Here is an 18,527-nt window from a genome sequence, read left to right as displayed (position 1 = left end):
CCTCAGTTGCCGAACATGCGGGCGTTGCCGGGCGTGTAGCCCGCGCCCGGCGTCAGGAAGCGGCGGCGCTGCTCGCGGCCCTGTTCGGCCGCAGCCGCGCGTTCGGCCTGTGTCAGCGCATCGGCGCGGCCGTTGGCGGAGACCAGCGCCACCAGATCGGAGAGCTGCTGCGATTGCAGGGCGAGCAACTGGTTGCCCGCCTGCGTCGCTTGCAGCGCGCCCGTTGCGCCCTGGCTCTGGCTGACGAGGTTCGATATTTGCGTGCGGTTCGTGTCGATGTTGCCGACGACACCGGCCTGCACGCGCATGGCGTCCTGCAAGCCGCCAACCGTGTTCTGCCAGCGCGAGCGCGCGTCAGCAACAAGCTGCCGGTCGCTCGCGGACATGGAGACGTTGGCGTATTTTTGGGCAAACATCTGGTCGATCTTCTGCACGTCGAAGCCGATGTTCTGCGCCTGATTCAAAAGCTGCTGCGTCTTCTGCACCGACTGCTGAAGCTGCTGGAGCGAGGAGAACGGCAGGCTCACCAGGTTGCGGGCCTGATTGATGAGCATCTGCGCTTCGTTCTGAAGCGAAGTGATCTGATGGGTGATCTGCTCCAGCGCCCGTGCCGCCTGAATGACGTTCTGCGCATAGTTCGACGGATCGAACACGATGAGGGCGTGAGCGGGCGTCGCCAGCATCGGTGACAATGCGATGGGCGCGGCAAGCATGGTCGCGGCCATGAGAATGGCGCGCGAACGGGAATGACGGATCATCATGGTTGAAGCTCCTCTTCTGTCAGGGGGGTGAGCGTTGAAAAGTTCGGAAGGAGATCGACCGCCCAACCGGCATCGCGGGCGGTGAGCCAGGCCGTCAGGAATCCCTCGCGGCCGTGTTCGGCAACGATTTGCGCAATCAACGTCTGGTCGGATTTGGAAGACGCGGCGCAGAGCGCGAGGCCCACTTCCGACAGGCCCAACTCGAACAGGCGATTGCCGCGACGGCTCTGGCAGTAATAGTCCCGCTTCGGCGTCGCCCGCGCCAAAATCTCGATCTGGCGGTCATTGAGGCCAAAACGGCGATAGATGGCCGTGATCTGCGGTTCGATCGCACGTTCGTTCGGCAACAGCAGCCGCGTCGGGCAGCTTTCGATGATCGCCGGCGCAATCGCGGAATTGTCGATGTCGGACAGGCTTTGCGTAGCGAAGATGACGGAGGCGTTCTTTTTTCTGAGCGTCTTCAGCCATTCGCGGAGCTGGCCGGCGAAACCATCGTCGTCCAGCGCAAGCCAGCCTTCGTCGATGATGAGCATCGTCGGGCGGCCGTCGAGCCGATCGCCGATGCGGTGGAACAGGTAGGCGAGCACGGCGGGCGCTGCACCCGTCCCGACAAGGCCCTCTATCTCGAACGCCTGCACTTCCGAACTGCCGAGGTGTTCGGATTCAGCGTCGAGCAAGCGGCCGTAAGGACCGCCAACGCAATACGGCCGCAGCGCCTGCTTGAGATCGTTCGACTGGAGCAGCACGCACAAGCCGGTGATGGTGCGTTCCTCAACTGGAGCCGACGCCAGCGAAGTCAGCGCCGTCCAAAGGTGCTCTTTCACCTCCGGCGTGATCGCGATGCCTTCACGCATGAGGATGGCGACGATCCAGTCGGCCGCCCAGGCGCGTTCATAGGTGTCGTGGATGCGGGCGAGCGGCTGGAGCGAAACGGAGAACTCGTCCCCTTCGGTCAGCCCGCCGCCGAGGTCGTGCCAATCGCCGCCCATGGCGAGCGCAGCGGCGCGGATCGAGCCGCCGAAGTCGAAGGCGAAGACCTGCGCATCGGCGTAGCGGCGGAATTGCAAGGCCATCAACGCCAGCAGCACGCTCTTACCCGCGCCGGTCGGGCCGACGACGAGCGTGTGGCCGACGTCGCCAACATGCAAAGATAACCGGAACGGGGTGCTTCCTTCGGTCTTGCCGTAAAGCAAGGGGGGCGCACCGAGATGTTCATCCCGTTCCGGCCCCGCCCACACGGCGCTCAAGGGGATCATGTGGGCGAGATTGAGTGTCGAGATCGGCGGTTGCCGGACATTGGCGTAGGCGTGTCCGGGCAGACTGCCGAGCCAGGCGTCCACCGCGTTGACGGTCTCGATCATCGCCGTGAAATCGCGGCCCTGAATGACCTTCTCGACTAAGCGCAATTTCTCCTGCGCCAGACGCGGATCGGCATCCCAGACCGTGATCGTCGCGGTGACGTAGGCCATGCCCGCTACGTCGGCCCCAAGCTCTTGAAGGGCCATGTCGGCATCCGCCGCCTTGTTCGCCGCATCCGTATCCACGAGAACGGATGCTTCGTTCGTCATCACTTCCTTGAGGATCGCGGCAACCGACTTTCGTTTCGCGAACCATTGCCGCCTGATCTTGGTCAGCAGTTTCGTCGCGTCGGTCTTGTCGAGCAGAATCGCCCGCGTGCTCCAGCGGTATGCGAACGCCAGCTTGTTCAAGTCGTCCAACAAGCCGGGCGTCGTCGCGGTCGGGAATCCGACGACGGTGAGGACGCGCACATGCTGGTCGCCAAGGCGCGGCTCCAGCCCGCCGGTCAGCGGCTGATCCGCCAGTAGCGCGTCAAGATAGACCGGCGTTTCCGGTACGCGCACGCGATGGTGCTTCGTGGAGATGCAGGAATGCAGATAGGTCAGCGTCTCGGCGTCATCGAGCCACGCGCATTCCGGCATGAAGCCGTCGAGCAGCGCCAGCACGCGGTCGGTGCGGTCGGTGAACGCACGCAGGATTTCATGCGGATCGACGCCGGATTGCTCGCGGCCCTCATAAAGCCAGGTTTCCGCGCGCGCGGCTTCCTCGGCCGGCGGGAGAAACAGGAAAGTCAGGAAGTAGCCCGACACGAAATGCGCGCCCGCTTGCTCGAAATCGGCTTTGCGCTCGGCATCGACGATGGCCGACGCCGGATCGGGAAAGATGCTGTTCGGATAGGTCGAAGCCTCATGCCGCTGCGCCTCGACAAAGATGCTCCAGCCGGAGCCGAGACGGCGGAAGGCGTTGTTGATGCGTCCGGCGACGGCGACCAGCTCGGCCGCGACGGCGGAATCCAGATCAGGACCGCGAAACCGCGCCGTGCGCTGGAATGAGCCGTCCTTGTTGAGCACGACGCCTTCGGCGACGAGCGCGACCCAGGGCAGATAATCCGCCAGCCGTTGAGCATTGCGACGATATTCGGCGAGGTTCAGCATGGCTTACGCTTCCCTCAGACCGACAGATGACCGGGAATGCGCAGATGCCTGCGCCCGACTTCGACAAAGAGCGGATCGCGCTTCGCCGCCCACACCGCCGCGAAATGACCGATCGCCCAGATCAGCAGCCCGACCAGCCAGAGACGAAGGCCAAGGCCCACGGCCCCGGCCAACGTGCCGTTCAGAATCGCGATGGAGCGCGGTGCGCCGCCAAGCAGGATGTGTTCCGTCAGCGCGCGATGCACCGGGATCGAATATCCCGGCACCGCGTCGAGCTGTTCAAAGGCGGTCGCCATCAGACCAACGCCCCGCCGCCGAACGAAAAGAAACTCAAGAAGAACGAGCTGGCCGCGAACGCGATCGACAGGCCGAACACGATCTGGATCAGGCGGCGGAAGCCGCCGGACGTGTCGCCGAAAGCGAGCGCAAGGCCGGTCGCGATGATGATGATAACGGCGACGATCTTGGCGACAGGCCCCTCGATCGACTGGAGGATTTGCTGAAGTGGCTGTTCCCACGGCATCGACGAGCCGGAGGCATGAGCGGCCGGCACCAGCATCATGCTGATGGATACGGTGGCGATGGTCGTGGTGATGTAATGGCGGATACGCAAGGCACGATGGCTCATTCGGGTTCTCCTGTCGGGTTCTCTGTTGCGGGGGTGATGCGGTAGTCGCCGTTCGGGCCGAGCCCTTCGACGCGGGCGAGTTCGGCCAGCCGGCGCGCGGAGCCGCGGCCGGAAAGGACGGCAACAAGGTCGATCGTCTCGGCGATCAGCGCGCGCGGGACGGTCACGACGGCCTCTTGGATGAGCTGTTCGAGCCGGCGCAGCGCGCCGATGCCGGTGCCCGCGTGAATGGTGCCGATGCCTCCGGGGTGCCCGGTCCCCCATGCTTTGAGAAGGTCGAGCGCTTCAGCGCCGCGCACCTCGCCGATGGGAATGCGGTCGGGCCGCAGTCGCAGCGAGGACCGCACAAGATCGGAGAGCGTCGCCACGCCGTCTTTCGTCCGCATGGCGACAAGGTTCGGCGCTGAACACTGAAGCTCGCGCGTGTCTTCGATGATGACGACGCGATCCGCGCCCTTCGCCACTTCGGCGAGCAGCGCGTTGGTCAGCGTGGTCTTGCCGGTCGATGTGCCGCCCGCGACGAGGATGTTGGCGCGCGAGGCGACGGCCGCGCGCAACGTCGCGGCCTGGTCGGCGGTCATGATGCCGGCCGTCACATAGTCGTCGAGTGTGAACACGGCGACGGCAGGCTTGCGAATGGCAAAGGCCGGTGCGGCGACAACCGGCGGCAACAGGCCCTCGAACCGTTCGCCGGTCTCGGGCAGTTCGGCCGAGACGCGCGGCGCGCGGGCGTGAACCTCCGCGCCGACATGGTGCGCGACCAGCCGCACGATGCGTTCGCCATCGGCGGCCGTCATCGTCTCGCCGGTGTCGGCCAACCCCTCCGACAGCCGGTCCACCCAAATCCGGCCATCGGGATTCAGCATCACCTCGACCACGGCCGGGTCTTCCAGAAAGCGCGCGATCGCCGCCCCCAGCGCGGTGCGCAACATGCGCGCGCCGCGCGCTATCGCTTCCGGTTTCTGGTGTGATGATGACATTCCGGCCCCGTTTCTTGGCGGGGCGCGACAGACGGTCCCCGCAGCGGGGTCGATTAAAAGAGCCCGAAAGCAGTCCGGTTCAACAAGTATTTAGGTGCGTGCGGGGAACGGTGGGGATCGGCGGCGAATAGGATGGGTCGAATACTCAGGCGAGATCGCCACTCGTCGTTGCATCATCACTGGCCTTGTTCTCGAACGAGTCGATGTCCCGCGATAGCTCCTTCAAGAACCTGTCTCCTGTCGCCAAACGCTTGCCAAGAGTGAGCATGAAGCCCTTGAACCGCTCCGCGCCTTTTGCCTTGGCGGATGCTTGCGCGCCATCCGGGACAGGCGGAGTGACCAAGAGCCAGAATTGAACGAACAGCGAGACGGTCTCGCCGAGCACGGCGAGATCTTCGTCGAGCGCATCGACCTGACGGCCGAGCTTGTCCAGGCGGCGCGACATGGCCGCCTCCAGCTTCTCAGCGGAATCGCCGGACAGGAAGGATGCAACAGCGGCTTCGACAATTGCCGACTTCGACACCTGCCGGCGAAGCGCCAGCGCCTCGACCTGGGCGAGCAATTCCGGAGTGAAATAGACGTTCATGCGGGCGCGGGCCGTCATGCGCGCCTCCTAAAGCTCGATGCCATCGCCAGGGTCGAGGGACGCTTGCCGTGCGACCAGACGGATATGCGAACGCAGCGCGCGGGCCTTCGCCGCGTCGATGTCGGGCTCGTCGTCCAGAAGATCGAACTCCTGCTCCGGCGGGCGCGGCGGCGCGACGATTTCCTCATGCTCAGGCAACTCTGGTTCGCGGCGAATGCCGGCATTGGCGGGATCGCCGTCACCGCCGACGGTAGCGCTTGTGGCCAAAGCGTTGGCGGCGGTGACGACACGGCGCGACCAGTCATCCGACCTTCCATGCACTGCTTCCGCTGGTCGAGTTGCGGGATCGGGCGGCGGCAGAATGCGTTCCTTGAAGCGCGCATCCTCATAGTAGCGGGCTTTGGTCGCGCGGATCGGCGGCGTGCCCGCCACCATGACGATTTCGTCGGCGGGCGGAAGTTGCATGATCTCGCCCGGCGTCAAAAGTGGCCGCGCCGTCTCCTGCCGCGACACCATGAGATGCCCCAGCCACGGCGACAATCTGTGCCCGGCGTAGTTGGTGGAATCGCGCAGCTCCGTCGCCGTGCCGAGCGAATCCGATACGCGCTTGGCGGTGCGCTCGTCGTTGGTCGCGAAGGCGACGCGGACGTGGCAGTTGTCGAGGATGGAATTGTTCGGGCCGTAAGCGCGCTCGATCTGGTTGAGGCTCTGCGCAATCAGGAAGCTTTTGATCCCATAGCCGGCCATGAAGGCAAGCGCCGATTCAAAGAAATCGAGCCGGCCGAGTGCGGGAAACTCGTCCAGCATCAGCAGCAGGCGGCGGCGCTTGCCGGAGGTTTTCAGTTCTTCGGTTAGTCTGCGGCCGATCTGGTTGAGGATCAGCCGAATCAAAGGTTTCGTGCGGTTGATGTCGGAAGGCGGGACCACGAGATAGAGGCTCACCGCCTCACCGCTTGCCACCAGATCGGCGATGCGCCAGTCGCAGCGCGCCGTGACGCGCGCCACGACGGGATCGCGGTAGAGGCCGAGAAAACTCATAGCTGTGCTCAGCACACCGGAGCGTTCGTTCTCGGACTTGTTCAACAGCTCGCGGGCCGATGACGCGATAGCAGGATGAACACCGGCCTCACCGAGATGCGGCGTGTCCATCATCGCGCGCAAGGTCGCCTCCACCGGCCGGCGCGGATCGGACAGGAAGTTTGCGACGCCCGCCAGCGTCTTATCCTTCTCCGCGTAGAGGACATGCAGGATCGCGCCAACCAGAAGGGAATGGCTGGTCTTTTCCCAGTGGTTGCGCTTGTCCAAGCTCCCTTCCGGATCGACCAGAATATCCGCGATGTTCTGCACGTCGCGAACTTCCCATTCGCCCTGCCGTACTTCCAGAAGCGGATTGTAGGCCGATGACTTAGCGTTGGTCGGATCGAACAGCAGCACGCGGCCGTGCTTCGCGCGGAAGCCGGCCGTGAGATTCCAGTTCTCGCCTTTGATGTCGTGAACGATGCAGCTTCCCGGCCAGGTCAGCAGCGTCGGCACAACGAGGCCGACGCCTTTACCCGATCGCGTCGGTGCGAAGCACAACACATGCTCGGGGCCGTCATGGCGCAGGTATTCGCGTTCAAACCGGCCAAGCACGACGCCATCGGGGTCGAGCAGTCCGGCGGCGCGGATTTCCCTGTTCTCCGCCCATCGGGCAGAACCGTAGGTCGCGACGTTGCGGGATTCGCGCGCGCGAATGACCGACATGGTGATGGCAGCAACGATGGCGATGAAGCCGCCGGACACCGCGATGAACGATCCTTCGGTGAAGATCGACGGCGCGTAGGCGTCGAAAGAGAACCACCACCAGAAGAAGGCCGGGGGATAATAGACGGGCCAGCCGACCAGTTCGAACCATGGATTGCCAAGCTGCGCCTGAAAGCCGAGCCGCCACGCCGTCCATTGCGTTGCCGCCCACGTCATCACCAGGGCAATGGCGAAGACGACGACGATCTGACCCCAAAGGATTCGGCCTCCGCGCATACGTGCTCCATTCGGCAAAAGGGATGGAGCCGCTCAGAGAGTAAGCGTTTGCATGATAGGCAACAGGAAAGAAGATGCGGGAGGGCTGCCGGATACTATCGGCGGCAAATAGGACCATTGCAGCCCTAGCTCAAGGCGTCAGTTCAGAAATCTCAAGTTTTGAGACAAAATCGGGAGAGCGTGACATCTCCCTTCACCTACATCGGAGTAATGGCGGGCTATTCCCACGGAAGAACTCATGGGGTGCGAGCACCTCGGCTCATCTGGTTTGCGAGATCGAGCAGATTCCTTAGAACCGCACTGCGATTGTGCGGCGACCAGACCCCTGAGAACGGCACCGGCTCCGGCTCATCGAGGAACGGCAGGAATACGACGCCGGGAGGTCGAATAAGTGTATGCGCGCTCCCAGCGATCGTCACGCCGTAGCCTTGCGCAATCATCGACAGCAGCGAGCCGCGCTCGACAGCAAGGCGAAGGATCGACGGAGAGAGCCAGCGCCCAGCCAAACGCAGCAGGATATGGTCATGTACCTGCGGTCCCGTGCCGCCATAGCGGACTAGAAAGGCTTCACCCGCCAGATCGGCCCAGGTGATACCATTGCGGTCGACGAGCGGATGGTTGGCCGGCAGCGCGACCACCAGCGGCTCGGTCCAGATGCATGTCGAGTGTAAATCGGGATATTCTGGCGTGCCGGCGACGAACGCCACGTCGAGACGACCGGCGCGCAGTTGGCTCACCACCTCGGATGCCGTCCCTTCGGCGATCTCCACGTCGACGTCGGGATACTGCGCGTGATACTGGCCGATCACCTCGGTCAGAAAGCTGCCGGGAATGAGCGCATGAACACCGATACGCAACCGGCCACGGTCGCCCCGCGCCATCATCCCGATCGTTTTCACGGCATGGTCGAGCTGCGCGACGCTTATCGCCACCCGCTCGACGAAACATCGTCCAGCATCGGTTAGCTTAACGCCGCGAGCATGACGCTCGAATAGCGGGATGCCAAACGTGTCTTCAAGAGCTTTGATGCGCTCGCTGATGCTCGACTGACTGACGCCCAGTGCATTCGCCGCATGGCGGAAATTCAGATACTCGGCGACTGCTAGAGTTTGAATTAGCGCCGTCAGCGTGATGCGCGACCCGAGCGGCGAACCACCCCGCGCGAAACTTTCCTGAATCGATATTCGATTCTGTTCTCGCGGATTTTGAGAGATCGAAGTTTCAGAGCGCTTGGCGGACTCATCACCGTCCGCGAGCCTCGACCGCTCATCGGCATCAATCCCTTTCCCTACCCACTCGTTGTTCGACGACGGAAAACCACCAGCACCGAAATTTGTCGTCGTCTCCGGTTTACGGGCATTGGAGACGTCAGTGAGGGCGACGGATATAGCGACGACAGCCTCGCCCATATTCTCGTAGACCGGATTCACCGATACGAGAAAGTCCCGTCCGCGAAACGTGATCTTGTGTTTTTGAATGCTTTTACCGGCATCGAACGCGCTGAAATCGCGACGAGCGTTGGCGACCAGTTCAGGTGAGCAAAAATCTAGCATTGATTTGCCGGCGACGGCATGAAGGGGTGCGCCGCAAAGTTTTGCGTAGCTGGGACTTGCCGCGAGATAGCGCGTCTCCCGGTCCAACACGCAAATTGGAAGCGGTGAAGGGTCAGCCTGGTTAGTCATCGAGCTTGTTTTGACGCGCTTGCTCACTTCGGACTCACACCCTCATGGAACGAGCACTAAGCTGCCGGTAGTCTTCCCGGAGAGCGCGTCGGCTGTAAGCGCAGCCATTCCCGCCTGGACCGGCGGACACGGCACCGACCCATACGAGCAGAACACACAGCAATCGCCCGTTTTTGGTTTCAGCCGTGCACCGCATCCCTTGCAAGGATAACAAAATTGACATGCATCTGTCGGCATCGCCTCGAGAGCCAGATGCCCGCACTCCGGGCAGGTGATCGTCGATTGCAATTCCATCGGACAAGACCTTCTTGATTTGCGCATCTCAACATCAGCTTTCGATGGTTTTGGCGATTTCGTCGGGCGCGGCAAAAATCACAGATGCACGATCGCCCATCGTGCTCCGCAGGCATGATGGCCGACGCGTCGGCTTCCCCCATGCTCGGCATTTGAGACCGGGTAATCCGCTCGGAGGCGGCTCCGGGCTTCGTTGTCTCTTTGAGGAATGATAGCCGCCTGCCTTGCGACCCCAAAGATCGGAGAGGGTCGGCCCTGTCATGTTGCGACCCGGTTCAAACGAGTGGTAGGCAACGCATGTCCTGAAGTCGCGCTGTCCCGATCGACGGCACCGGGTTGCGCAGTCGCACCGGAAGCGCCAACGACGCCAGCGAGCACCAGCTTCCACAGACGCTTCATCGATCTCTTTCCGCGTTGCGCGAGACTAGATATTTAACGAGCGCGGCCGCTGTGAGCAGCAGAATAATCACCACCAACAGCCCAACGAGCCCCATTTCCCACATTATCCCCGAGGCTATGTTGTGCATTACGGTTCACCCGTTCGGCGGGCTCCGGAATGCGCGGGCGTCGTTTTGCGAGCCAAATCTGGCACGTCGCGACCCTTAGCGAATTCAGCTTACCTACTCGCCTCCGGAACGTTCGATGCGCACGCCGCATAGAACTTCTTTTGAAATCAATTCAACGAAGGGTTCTGTTGTTAACGAAATCGGACGTTCGTTCGCACGACCACATGCCAGTTTTAGGTCCGCCGCGATAGTTGCAAGCTTTCGAGCCGATATGCCGAGCAGCGACCCAGTTCTCTGGCGAGACTGCGGGCGTCATCCGCTCTGCGGGCGTCGTCCGAGAAACAGAATCGATCTTGGCCACATGTGCGAAGCTTGGCGATGTGGAAGCGATTAGGAACAGCGACAGCAGTGCTACCCGGCTTGATTTACCCATTTTTCATCTCCCGCCTCGGCTTGAGGGTCATTGTATGGACCTCATGCAGATGAGTTCGAACGTAAGGTCCGGCAGGTTACAGGTCACGACGATGTGAGCGCGATTTTGCATACTTGCAGCCGAGTGGAGCGGTGATCGAGATATGTCCGGTTTTCGACCCTCCGCATTTTCCCGGCCTCCATGGTTGATTTGTCCCGCAACGCCCGACGACCGAGTCCGTCGCTGCATGGCCACCATCATCCGGAACGCCCAAGATACCCGATGGCGAAAGACGGAGTTGCGATACCGCAATTTGCCCCGACGAAAAGCACGCTATAATTGCGGGTGAGGTACCGAAGTGTTGAATGATTTGATCGATGCACCCATGTGCTCCTCTTTTGTGACTTCTCCTGAACTTCGCCCGTCGCAGCCGCCTACACTCACGATCTCGTGAGTCTGTAACCACGGGCATTATCCGTTCGAATCCAACGAGGGAGAGATGACAAAGGAATCGGACCTCAAAGCGCTCATGACGGCAGGTCTCGAAGGCGACTCCAATGCGCATCGATCGCTGCTGACGGCTTTGAGCGGCCATCTGCGGAGCTACTACAAGAGCAGACTTTTGCGATCCGGACGCACGGCCGAGGAAGCCGAAGACCTCGTGCAGGAGGCCTTGATCGTCATCCATACGCAACGTCACACCTACGATCCGGAGCAGCCGCTGACGCCGTGGGTATATGCCATTGCCCGCTACAAGCTTATCGACCATTTGCGACGCACTAGGACCACGACGGCGAACGTACCCTTGGAAAACGCCGACAACATCCTGGCATCGGACGACAATGCTGCTGCAGAAAGTCAATTCGACCTTTCCAAGCTCTTGGAAAGGTTGCCGGAACGAATGCGACTTTCGCTCCAATACGTGAAACTCGAAGGCTTGAGCGTGGCCGAAGCCGCCGATCGTAGCGGGATGTCGCAATCCGCCGTCAAAGTGAACGTTCACCGTGGGTTAAAAATCCTCACCGCGTTGATTACCCGGGAGACAAAGGCGTGAAAACCAACGAATTGATTTCCATGCTCAGCTCGCAGGTCGATCCGGTTGATACGCGGGAAGTCGTCCGGAACGTCCGGATTGCAATCTTGATCGGAGCCGCGGCATCCCTGCTGGCGGTGGTTTTTGTCCTCGGCGTTCGCACCGACCTCAGTGAGATGCACGCCCAAGTCTTCCTGGTCGCGAAACTGGCCTTCAGTTTGTCGGTCGTGATTTTGGCCTCGCATTATCTGGTCAAGTACATTCGCCCCGGCGGCGAATTCCGGGTCCGGTTCGCCCTCACCGTCCTGCCGTTTCTCGCGGCAATGATCATCGCAGCCATCAGTCTGGCAACGGCACCGCGATCACACTGGGAGACCATGGTATTCGGCAGTTACTGGCTCGAATGCCTAATCGCCATCCCCACGGTGGCGGTCGTGCCGTTCGCCGCAATCATGGCGGCAGTCCGCCTCGCGGCCCCGACGGATTTGATCCACACCGGTGCGCTGGCCGGGCTGGTCGCCGGCGGCGTCAGCGCGACCGCTTATGCTTTGCATTGCATGGATGACCTGCTTCCCTTCATTGCGCTCTGGTATGGGGGCACGATCGTGTTGTGCACGGTCGCCGGTGCCGTGCTCGGCCCCAAACTGCTGCGTTGGTAGGCTGGCATTGGGTGCACTCGGCATTGCCCGATGGAAAGACCAAATTCCTCTACACCAACATGAGTGCTGAAAGTCGCGGCGGCGCCAATGAGCGCAGCCACGATGGAAGACGGCACACCACCGGTTTGTCCGCGCCGAGAGAACCGCTCCTCCGGTCGATCTCACGAGGGCGTGAGCTTTTGTAACCGGCATGCGCCCCTTCGCGAACTAACGGATGACGCTCGCGCTCTCTGAAGCGGGCGCCCGAAGTGCAGGTGTCGTGCATGACAGGGAGACACGACCATGACGTGGTTGACGTCGGCGTTGGATCGACGAGATCTGCGCCGTTGGATTCCCGGCACGTTTGGCTTCCGCAGGCGCACGCCGTGGCTGGTTCTGGCCACGGCGACGTTGCTTGCCGGAGCCACGCTCGGCTGGCCGTGGCTCGTTGCATCGGGCATCGGACCGTTCCTGCTGCCCGCGCTCCCTTGTCTGGCGATGTGCGCCCTGCACCTGTGTTCTCGTGGCAATGCCTCGGGATGCGACCGACGTGAAGCGTCGCAGTCTGCACCAAACCGCACCTCGCGTTGACCATTGACGCGAGCCATTCTTTGGAAAGGCAACAACATGAAAATCCCCGCTCTCATCCCGCTCGCATTGATGGCGTCCGTGGCGGCGTCCGCCGCTGTCCAGGCGGACGAGACGTCGACGCCACCGAGAAACCCGACGGAAGCCAATCAACCCATGATGGGCAACGGCTCACAAGGAATGATGGGCATGATGAACATGATGGACCAAATGCAGCAAATGATGGAAAGCTGCAATCATATGATGAAATCCAGCAACGAGCGTCACGACAAACACAATGCGCCGCAACAGAAGGACGGTCGCGGATGAAAACAGCCGCGGTGGACGATTCGTCAGCCGCCCTATCGTTTCGCTGCACAAAGGACCACTTGGGCGAAGCTTTCACGTCGTCGTGACCCTGTAACCGGTTCGGCATGCGGCGCGAACTAATCGGTGGTTCGTCTGCAAGCTCGTCTTGCCTTGCCGACGAACCACCTCGAGTCCGGGCAATGGTTCGTCGGGATTGAAGGATCGTCAGATCATCCTAGGGGACGGCTCGCTCGCGATCTCCTTCCGAAGGCGATCTTTCGGCGAGCGGTCGCCAGAGGGTTCAATTGCATTCTTCCGCGCAAGCCGCGTCAGGGGCACACTATTGATGGACAAGTTGACGGATTACCGTCCATTCGAAAATGGACATATGACGCGCCGCGCCCGCACCGGAAGATCGACCGCGAAACGGATCGCGCTCCTTGCATTCGCAATCTGCGCGCTCGCTGCGACGCTGGGACTTGGCTATCGTCTCGGGCACTCCAATCCGGGATTGCCAGACTGGATCCCGCCGCGCCTCGCAGCCATGCTCGGATCCCATTCCAGCCACCCCGCGGGCACCGGTCCGGTCATTTACTACCGCGACCCCGACGGCAAGGCGCTTTATTCAAGGGACACCAGGACAACGCCGGACGGGCGTCCGTATGTCGCTGTCTATGCCAGCGAAGACGTCAGCTTCGACAATCCCCCGGAAACTGCGGCGCCAGCCCAGGACGCCAATTCCGGAGCCAAGCGAATCCTCTTCTATCGCAATCCAATGGGTCTTCCCGACACCTCTCCCGTGCCGAAAAAGGATTCAATGGGGATGGACTATATCCCCGTGTATGAAGGTGAGAACGACGCCTCCACGATCCAGATTCCACCGGGCAAACTGCAGCGCACCGGCGTTCGATCGGAACCAGCCTCCTTGCGGGTCGTGACGCGCCCTGTCCGCGCGCCCGGAACGATCAAACTTGATGAACGACGCGTGGCTGTGGTCTCGTTGCGGGCCCAGTCCTTCATCGAAAGCGTCGAGAACGTCACGACAGGCGATCACGTCACCAAGGGACAACCCTTGCTGAGACTTTATTCGCCAGATGTGGCATCTGCGGGCGCTCAGTATTTGTCCATCGTTGGGGACAACTCTGGTACAGCCAACCTCGCGGGGCGCAAACAACTGATCGACGGCGCGCGGCGGCGGCTCGAAAATCTGGCGGTGCCTGCCGACGTGATCGCCGACATCGAACGCACCAAAACGGTCCCGCTGACCGTGACCTGGACGGCCCCTCGCGACGGCGTGATCCTAGAGCGAACGGCGGTCGAAGGCATGCGGGCACAGCCCGGCGACGTCCTGTTTCGGCTGGCCGACACCTCCGTGATCTGGGTGATCGCCGACGTCGCCGAACAAGATATCGATGCGGTGAAAATCGGCGCAACGGCGACCATCAAGCTCCGCAGCCTATCCGGTCGGGAGTTCAAGGGATCCGTCGCCTTGATCTATCCCCAGGTCAACATCGAAACCCGCACCACCAAGGTGCGTATCGAACTTCCCAATCCGGACGGCGTGCTTCTTCCCGACATGTTCGCGGATGTCGAAATCGCGTCGGGGGCGGAAAAGCCCGTGGTTGCGGTACCCAATGGCGCGGTGATCGATACGGGAGCCCGGCAGATCGTTTTCATCGACAAGGGCGAAGGCCGTTTCGAGCCGCGTGACGTCAAGGTCGGTACGCGCGGCGAGGACTACACGGAGATCCGCGACGGCATCGGTGAAGGCGATCGCGTCGTTGTTGCCGCCAACTTCCTGATCGACGCCGAAAGCAACCTGAAATCCGCGTTGCGTGCGTTTACAGACGGAGAGAAATCGAAATGATCGCCCGCCTGATCGCCTGGTCGGCGCGGAATCTGATGCTCGTCCTGATCGGAACGGTATTCGCGGTCACGGCGGGCATTTATGCATTGCGCACCGTGCCGCTCGACGCCATTCCCGATCTCTCCGACGTACAGGTCATCGTCTACACCGAATATCCCGGGCAAGCGCCGCAGGTCGTCGAGGATCAAGTAACTTATCCGTTGACCACCGCGATGCTGACGGTGCCGAAATCGAAGGTGGTGCGGGGCTTCTCGTTTTTCGGCGTGTCCTTCGTCTACGTCATCTTCGAGGACGGCACGGATCCCTACTGGGCGCGCAGTCGCGTGTTGGAATATCTGAATGCGGCCGCGCGACGACTGCCGACCGGCGTAACCCCAAGCCTCGGCCCCGACGCTACCGGTGTGGGCTGGGTCTACCAATACGCCGTCGTGGCCAAGAACATGACCCTTGCCGAACTGCGGTCGGTGCAGGACTGGATCGTGCGGTACGGCATCTCCAAGGCCGGAGGCGTCGCGGAAGTGGCCAGCGTCGGCGGCTTCGTCAAGCAGTACAACATCGTCGTCGACCCGCAGAAACTGCGCGCCCAGGGTATCTCGCTGGACAAGCTCCGCAATGCCGTCCGGGCGAGCAACACGGACGTCGGCGGACGCACCGTGGAGCTGTCCGAGTTTGAATTCGTGGTCCGCGGCCGCGGGTATCTGAGAGGCATCGAAGATATCGAGAATATCGTCCTGAAGACCGACGCAGGTGCCCCGCTTCGGCTGCGGGACGTCGCACGCGTCGAACTCGGTCCGGACGAGCGGCGAGGAATTACCGAACTCAACGGCGACGGCGAGGTCGTCAGCGGCATCGCATTGCAGCGGTTCGGCGCCAACGCCCTCACCGTTATCGACAACGTCAAGGCGCGCCTCGCGGAGATCGCATCGAGCCTGCCCAAGGGCGTCGAGATCATCCCAGTCTACGATCGATCCGAACTGATCAAGGCGGCCATAGAGACGCTCAAGGGCACCCTGCTCGAAGAAAGCATCATCGTTGCGTTGGTCTGCTTTGTCTTCCTGCTTCACCTCCGCAGTGCCCTCGTCGCCATCCTCATGCTTCCCGTCGGCATCCTGATGGCCTTCGCCGCCATGAAGTTCATGGGATTGGGCGCCAACATCATGAGCCTTGGCGGCATCGCCATCGCGGTCGGCGCCATGATCGACGCGGCGATCGTCATGATCGAAAACGCCCACAAGCACCTAGAGCGCGCGGAGCCTGGAACGCCGCGGACGCAAATTCTCATCGATGCGGCGAGCGAGGTCGGACCGTCGTTGTTCTTCAGCCTGCTGGTGATCACCGTCTCGTTCCTGCCGATTTTTACCCTGGAGGCCCAGGAAGGCCGCATGTTCGGGCCGCTCGCCTACACCAAAACATTTTCAATGGCCGCGGCCGCCCTGCTCTCGATCACGTTGGTGCCTGCCTTGATGGTCCTCTTTGTTCGCGGGCGGATCATCTCAGAACACAAGAATCCCGTGAACCGGTTCCTGATCTGGGTGTACCGACCGGTGATCCGGTGGGTTCTCAACGCCAAGACATTGACGATCATGCTTGCGCTGGTTGCGCTTGCGGTCACGATCTGGCCCGTCCGCCAGCTCGGCAGCGAGTTCATGCCGAACCTCAATGAAGGCACCTTGATGTACATGCCGACGACGCTGCCCGGCCTGTCCGTCACCAAGGCGGCAGAGCTGTTGCAGACTCAGGATCGCATTATCAAGTCGTTTCCCGAAGTTGCATCGGTCTACGGCAAGGCGGGCCGCGCCTCGACAGCCACAGACCCGGCGCCGACCGAAATGTTCGAGACCATCATCAATCTGAAGCCGAAGTCGGAATGGCGGCCCGGCGTGACGATCGACAGCCTCAAGGCCGAGATGGACAAGGCGCTCCAATTTCCGGGAGTCTCGAACGCCTGGACGATGCCGATCCGCGCCCGCATCGACATGCTGTCGACCGGAATACGTACCCCCGTCGGGATCAAGATTTTCGGCAAGGATCTTGGGGAAATGGAGAAGATCGCCCGCGAAGTCGAAGGGGTGGTCAGATCGGTGCCCGGTACCTCGAGCGCCTACGCCGAGCGCGTGATCGGCGGATACTATTTGGAGATTATCCCTGATCGTTTAGCGTTGGGCCGCTATGGGCTGACGATCAGTGATATCCAGGACGTGATCTCGACGGCGCTCGGCGGTGAAACCGTCACCACGACGGTCGAGGGCCGGGAGCGTTATGCCGTCAACATCCGGTATCCGCGGGCGTTGCGCTCCAGCCCACAGACGATCAGCACCGATGTCCAGGTGCCGCTGGCATCCGGCGGCAGCGTCCCGCTCGGCCAAGTCGCCAGCGTGAAATTGACCCGCGGCGCCACGTCGATCCGTACCGAGAACGGTCAACTCGCGGTTTACATCTACGTCGACATTACCGGTCGGGACCTCGGAGGCTACGTCGCCGAGGCGCAACAGGCGGTCGCGCAGAAGGTCAAGTTTCCGCCGGGGTATTACGTCTCCTGGAGCGGACAGTTCGAGTATCTGCAACGTGCCGAAGCGCGGCTCAAGATCGTCGTGCCGGTGACCTTGCTGATCATCTTTCTGCTACTCTACCTCAATTTCCGGAAACTCGCCGAAACCCTGATCGTGATGCTGTCGTTGCCGTTCTCGCTGGTCGGCGGCATCTGGTTGATGTGGTGGCTGGGATTCAACATGTCGGTCGCGGTCGCCGTCGGTTTCATCGCGCTTGCGGGGGTCGCGGCCGAAACCGGCGTCGTCATGCTGATCTACCTCGAGCAGGCCATGGCCGAATTGAAGGCGGAACGCACGACCACGGGCGAGCCATTCACGCGCACCGACCTCTACGACGCGATCATGGTCGGCGCGGTGGACCGGGTGCGGCCCAAGATGATGACCGTCGTCGCGATCATGGCGGGCCTGGTGCCGATTCTCTGGAGTAACGGCACCGGTTCGGAGGTCATGCAGCGAATCGCCGTGCCGATGATCGGCGGAATGGTTTCGTCGACCGTGCTGACCCTGGTCGTCATTCCCGCGATCTTCGCGGTGGTCAAGGGTGTTGGATTGCCCGCCTCGCCTTGGCAGGACAGCGACGAAAAAGGTGCCGGACATCGCGGCCCGACGCGAACGCTCGAACTGCACCGTACCGAGAATGTGCAGTGATGGCGAAACAGTTTCACAAGAATTGCGCGCCGGAAACGGCGGCAATGGGTGCGAGGACGGTCCTAGTGGATCGGTTCATTCGCGCCAAACCTTGCGATCCACATCTGCCGTGGCGTCTACAAATCGTCATCCCAAACAGGAGAATATCTATGTATTCCGTCGATAAACACTACAGGGTCACGCGTGCCGGCGCTCTCGCCGCCGCGCTGCTCGGCGCGGCATTGACGCTGCAGGCGGGCGCCGCTTTCGCTCAGGGAAGCACGGGCATGTCGGACATGAAGGGTATGAAGGACATGCAAAAAACAGCGCCGATGAACGACACGAAGGCGGCAAAGACCGCGACCGCCTCCGGCACGGTCACGGCGCTAAACGCCGCGAATCACAAGATCACCTTTGATCACGGTCCGATTCCCGCCATCAACTGGCCCGCCATGAAGATGGAGTTCGCCGTTGCACCGTCCGTCGATCTCGCCAAGGTGAAGGCTGGCGACAAGGTCAATTTCACCCTGAGCGGCTCCGGCGACACCTATACCGTCCAGTCGATCACGCCGGCGCCCTGACGCACGCGGCGGACGGAATCGGATCGCACAAACCC

At 61.9% G+C, this 18,527-nt stretch carries 16 protein-coding genes; 7 read left to right on the top strand and 9 right to left on the bottom strand.

From position 1 onward, the window contains the following. Window positions 1-2 precede the first annotated feature (2 nt). The 9 genes from trbJ to OCA5_RS19440 all read right to left on the bottom strand — a co-directional run bounded on the left by trbJ (window position 3) and on the right by OCA5_RS19440 (window position 9,403). Window positions 3-761 (bottom strand): P-type conjugative transfer protein TrbJ, encoded by a 759-nt coding sequence (gene trbJ / locus OCA5_RS02700; RefSeq protein ID WP_012564728.1) that lies wholly within the window; start codon window positions 759-761, stop codon window positions 3-5. Then, complete coding sequence (gene trbE, locus OCA5_RS02695) at window positions 758-3,214, bottom strand: conjugal transfer protein TrbE (RefSeq protein ID WP_012564729.1); 2,457 nt, start codon at window positions 3,212-3,214, stop codon at window positions 758-760. The genes trbJ and trbE overlap by 4 nt, the downstream gene beginning before the upstream one ends. Window positions 3,215-3,228: 14 nt before the next feature. Beyond that, the gene (locus OCA5_RS02690) at window positions 3,229-3,510 is read right to left on the bottom strand and encodes a VirB3 family type IV secretion system protein (protein ID WP_012564730.1); all 282 of its coding nucleotides are present in this window, start codon (window positions 3,508-3,510) and stop codon (window positions 3,229-3,231) included. After that, entirely contained in the window at window positions 3,510-3,842 is a 333-nt protein-coding gene (locus OCA5_RS02685; RefSeq protein WP_012564731.1) for a TrbC/VirB2 family type IV secretion system protein, read from the bottom strand. Before OCA5_RS02685 ends, OCA5_RS02690 begins: the two co-directional genes overlap by 1 nt. Beyond that, window positions 3,839-4,822: a P-type conjugative transfer ATPase TrbB gene (gene trbB / locus OCA5_RS02680; RefSeq protein ID WP_012564732.1), complete on the bottom strand. Its 984-nt coding sequence runs from the start codon at window positions 4,820-4,822 to the stop codon at window positions 3,839-3,841. Before trbB ends, OCA5_RS02685 begins: the two co-directional genes overlap by 4 nt. Window positions 4,823-4,967: 145 nt before the next feature. After that, a complete protein-coding gene (locus OCA5_RS02675; RefSeq protein WP_012564733.1) occupies window positions 4,968-5,426 on the bottom strand; it encodes a ribbon-helix-helix protein, CopG family in 459 nt (152 codons plus the stop codon). 9 nt (window positions 5,427-5,435) lie between these two features. Continuing rightward, entirely contained in the window at window positions 5,436-7,427 is a 1,992-nt protein-coding gene (locus OCA5_RS02670) for a conjugal transfer protein TraG (RefSeq protein WP_012564734.1), read from the bottom strand. Between the two features lie 236 nt (window positions 7,428-7,663). Next, window positions 7,664-9,136 (bottom strand): LysR substrate-binding domain-containing protein, encoded by a 1,473-nt coding sequence (locus OCA5_RS02665; RefSeq protein ID WP_151202194.1) that lies wholly within the window; start codon window positions 9,134-9,136, stop codon window positions 7,664-7,666. Between the two features lie 15 nt (window positions 9,137-9,151). Continuing rightward, window positions 9,152-9,403: a GDCCVxC domain-containing (seleno)protein gene (locus tag OCA5_RS19440; RefSeq protein WP_081434680.1), complete on the bottom strand. Its 252-nt coding sequence runs from the start codon at window positions 9,401-9,403 to the stop codon at window positions 9,152-9,154. A gap of 1,417 nt (window positions 9,404-10,820) precedes the next feature. On the opposite strand from OCA5_RS19440, the gene OCA5_RS02655 reads away from it, so the two are divergent. From OCA5_RS02655 to OCA5_RS02630, 7 genes are all read left to right on the top strand, one after another. Next, window positions 10,821-11,375, top strand: coding sequence for a sigma-70 family RNA polymerase sigma factor (locus tag OCA5_RS02655; protein ID WP_012564737.1), 555 nt, complete (start codon window positions 10,821-10,823; stop codon window positions 11,373-11,375). Beyond that, window positions 11,372-12,013 (top strand): NrsF family protein, encoded by a 642-nt coding sequence (locus OCA5_RS02650; protein ID WP_012564738.1) that lies wholly within the window; start codon window positions 11,372-11,374, stop codon window positions 12,011-12,013. Before OCA5_RS02655 ends, OCA5_RS02650 begins: the two co-directional genes overlap by 4 nt. A 282-nt stretch (window positions 12,014-12,295) precedes the next feature. After that, entirely contained in the window at window positions 12,296-12,583 is a 288-nt protein-coding gene (locus OCA5_RS18635; protein WP_012564739.1) for a hypothetical protein, read from the top strand. A 36-nt stretch (window positions 12,584-12,619) separates the two neighbouring features. Beyond that, window positions 12,620-12,889 (top strand): hypothetical protein, encoded by a 270-nt coding sequence (locus OCA5_RS02645; RefSeq protein WP_012564740.1) that lies wholly within the window; start codon window positions 12,620-12,622, stop codon window positions 12,887-12,889. 325 nt (window positions 12,890-13,214) lie between these two features. After that, a complete protein-coding gene (locus OCA5_RS02640) occupies window positions 13,215-14,735 on the top strand; it encodes an efflux RND transporter periplasmic adaptor subunit (protein WP_013912814.1) in 1,521 nt (506 codons plus the stop codon). Beyond that, complete coding sequence (locus tag OCA5_RS02635; protein ID WP_013912813.1) at window positions 14,732-17,932, top strand: efflux RND transporter permease subunit; 3,201 nt, start codon at window positions 14,732-14,734, stop codon at window positions 17,930-17,932. Before OCA5_RS02640 ends, OCA5_RS02635 begins: the two co-directional genes overlap by 4 nt. 149 nt (window positions 17,933-18,081) lie before the next feature. Continuing rightward, complete coding sequence (locus OCA5_RS02630; RefSeq protein ID WP_012564742.1) at window positions 18,082-18,492, top strand: copper-binding protein; 411 nt, start codon at window positions 18,082-18,084, stop codon at window positions 18,490-18,492. Window positions 18,493-18,527: the final 35 nt, after the last annotated feature.

It is taken from the genome of Afipia carboxidovorans OM5 (assembly GCF_000218565.1).
In the GTDB taxonomy this organism is placed as follows: domain Bacteria; phylum Pseudomonadota; class Alphaproteobacteria; order Rhizobiales; family Xanthobacteraceae; genus Afipia; species Afipia carboxidovorans.
Note: the sequence above shows the minus strand (reverse complement) of the source record. Positions and strands in the feature narration are given on the sequence as shown.

Excerpts from the sequence above, each read along its gene's own strand:
- OCA5_RS02675 (WP_012564733.1), bottom strand. The coding sequence starts at position 5,426 with ATGACGGCCCGCGCCCGCATGAACGTCTATTTCACTCCGGAATTGCTC.
- trbB (WP_012564732.1), bottom strand. The coding sequence starts at position 4,822 with ATGTCATCATCACACCAGAAACCGGAAGCGATAGCGCGCGGCGCGCGC.
- trbJ (WP_012564728.1), bottom strand. The coding sequence starts at position 761 with ATGATGATCCGTCATTCCCGTTCGCGCGCCATTCTCATGGCCGCGACC.
- OCA5_RS02670 (WP_012564734.1), bottom strand. The coding sequence starts at position 7,427 with ATGCGCGGAGGCCGAATCCTTTGGGGTCAGATCGTCGTCGTCTTCGCC.
- OCA5_RS02655 (WP_012564737.1), top strand. The coding sequence starts at position 10,821 with ATGACAAAGGAATCGGACCTCAAAGCGCTCATGACGGCAGGTCTCGAA.
- OCA5_RS02685 (WP_012564731.1), bottom strand. The coding sequence starts at position 3,842 with ATGAGCCATCGTGCCTTGCGTATCCGCCATTACATCACCACGACCATC.
- OCA5_RS18635 (WP_012564739.1), top strand. The coding sequence starts at position 12,296 with ATGACGTGGTTGACGTCGGCGTTGGATCGACGAGATCTGCGCCGTTGG.
- OCA5_RS02630 (WP_012564742.1), top strand. The coding sequence starts at position 18,082 with ATGTATTCCGTCGATAAACACTACAGGGTCACGCGTGCCGGCGCTCTC.
- trbE (WP_012564729.1), bottom strand. The coding sequence starts at position 3,214 with ATGCTGAACCTCGCCGAATATCGTCGCAATGCTCAACGGCTGGCGGAT.
- OCA5_RS02690 (WP_012564730.1), bottom strand. The coding sequence starts at position 3,510 with ATGGCGACCGCCTTTGAACAGCTCGACGCGGTGCCGGGATATTCGATC.
- OCA5_RS02640 (WP_013912814.1), top strand. The coding sequence starts at position 13,215 with ATGGACAAGTTGACGGATTACCGTCCATTCGAAAATGGACATATGACG.
- OCA5_RS02635 (WP_013912813.1), top strand. The coding sequence starts at position 14,732 with ATGATCGCCCGCCTGATCGCCTGGTCGGCGCGGAATCTGATGCTCGTC.
- OCA5_RS02645 (WP_012564740.1), top strand. The coding sequence starts at position 12,620 with ATGAAAATCCCCGCTCTCATCCCGCTCGCATTGATGGCGTCCGTGGCG.
- OCA5_RS19440 (WP_081434680.1), bottom strand. The coding sequence starts at position 9,403 with ATGGAATTGCAATCGACGATCACCTGCCCGGAGTGCGGGCATCTGGCT.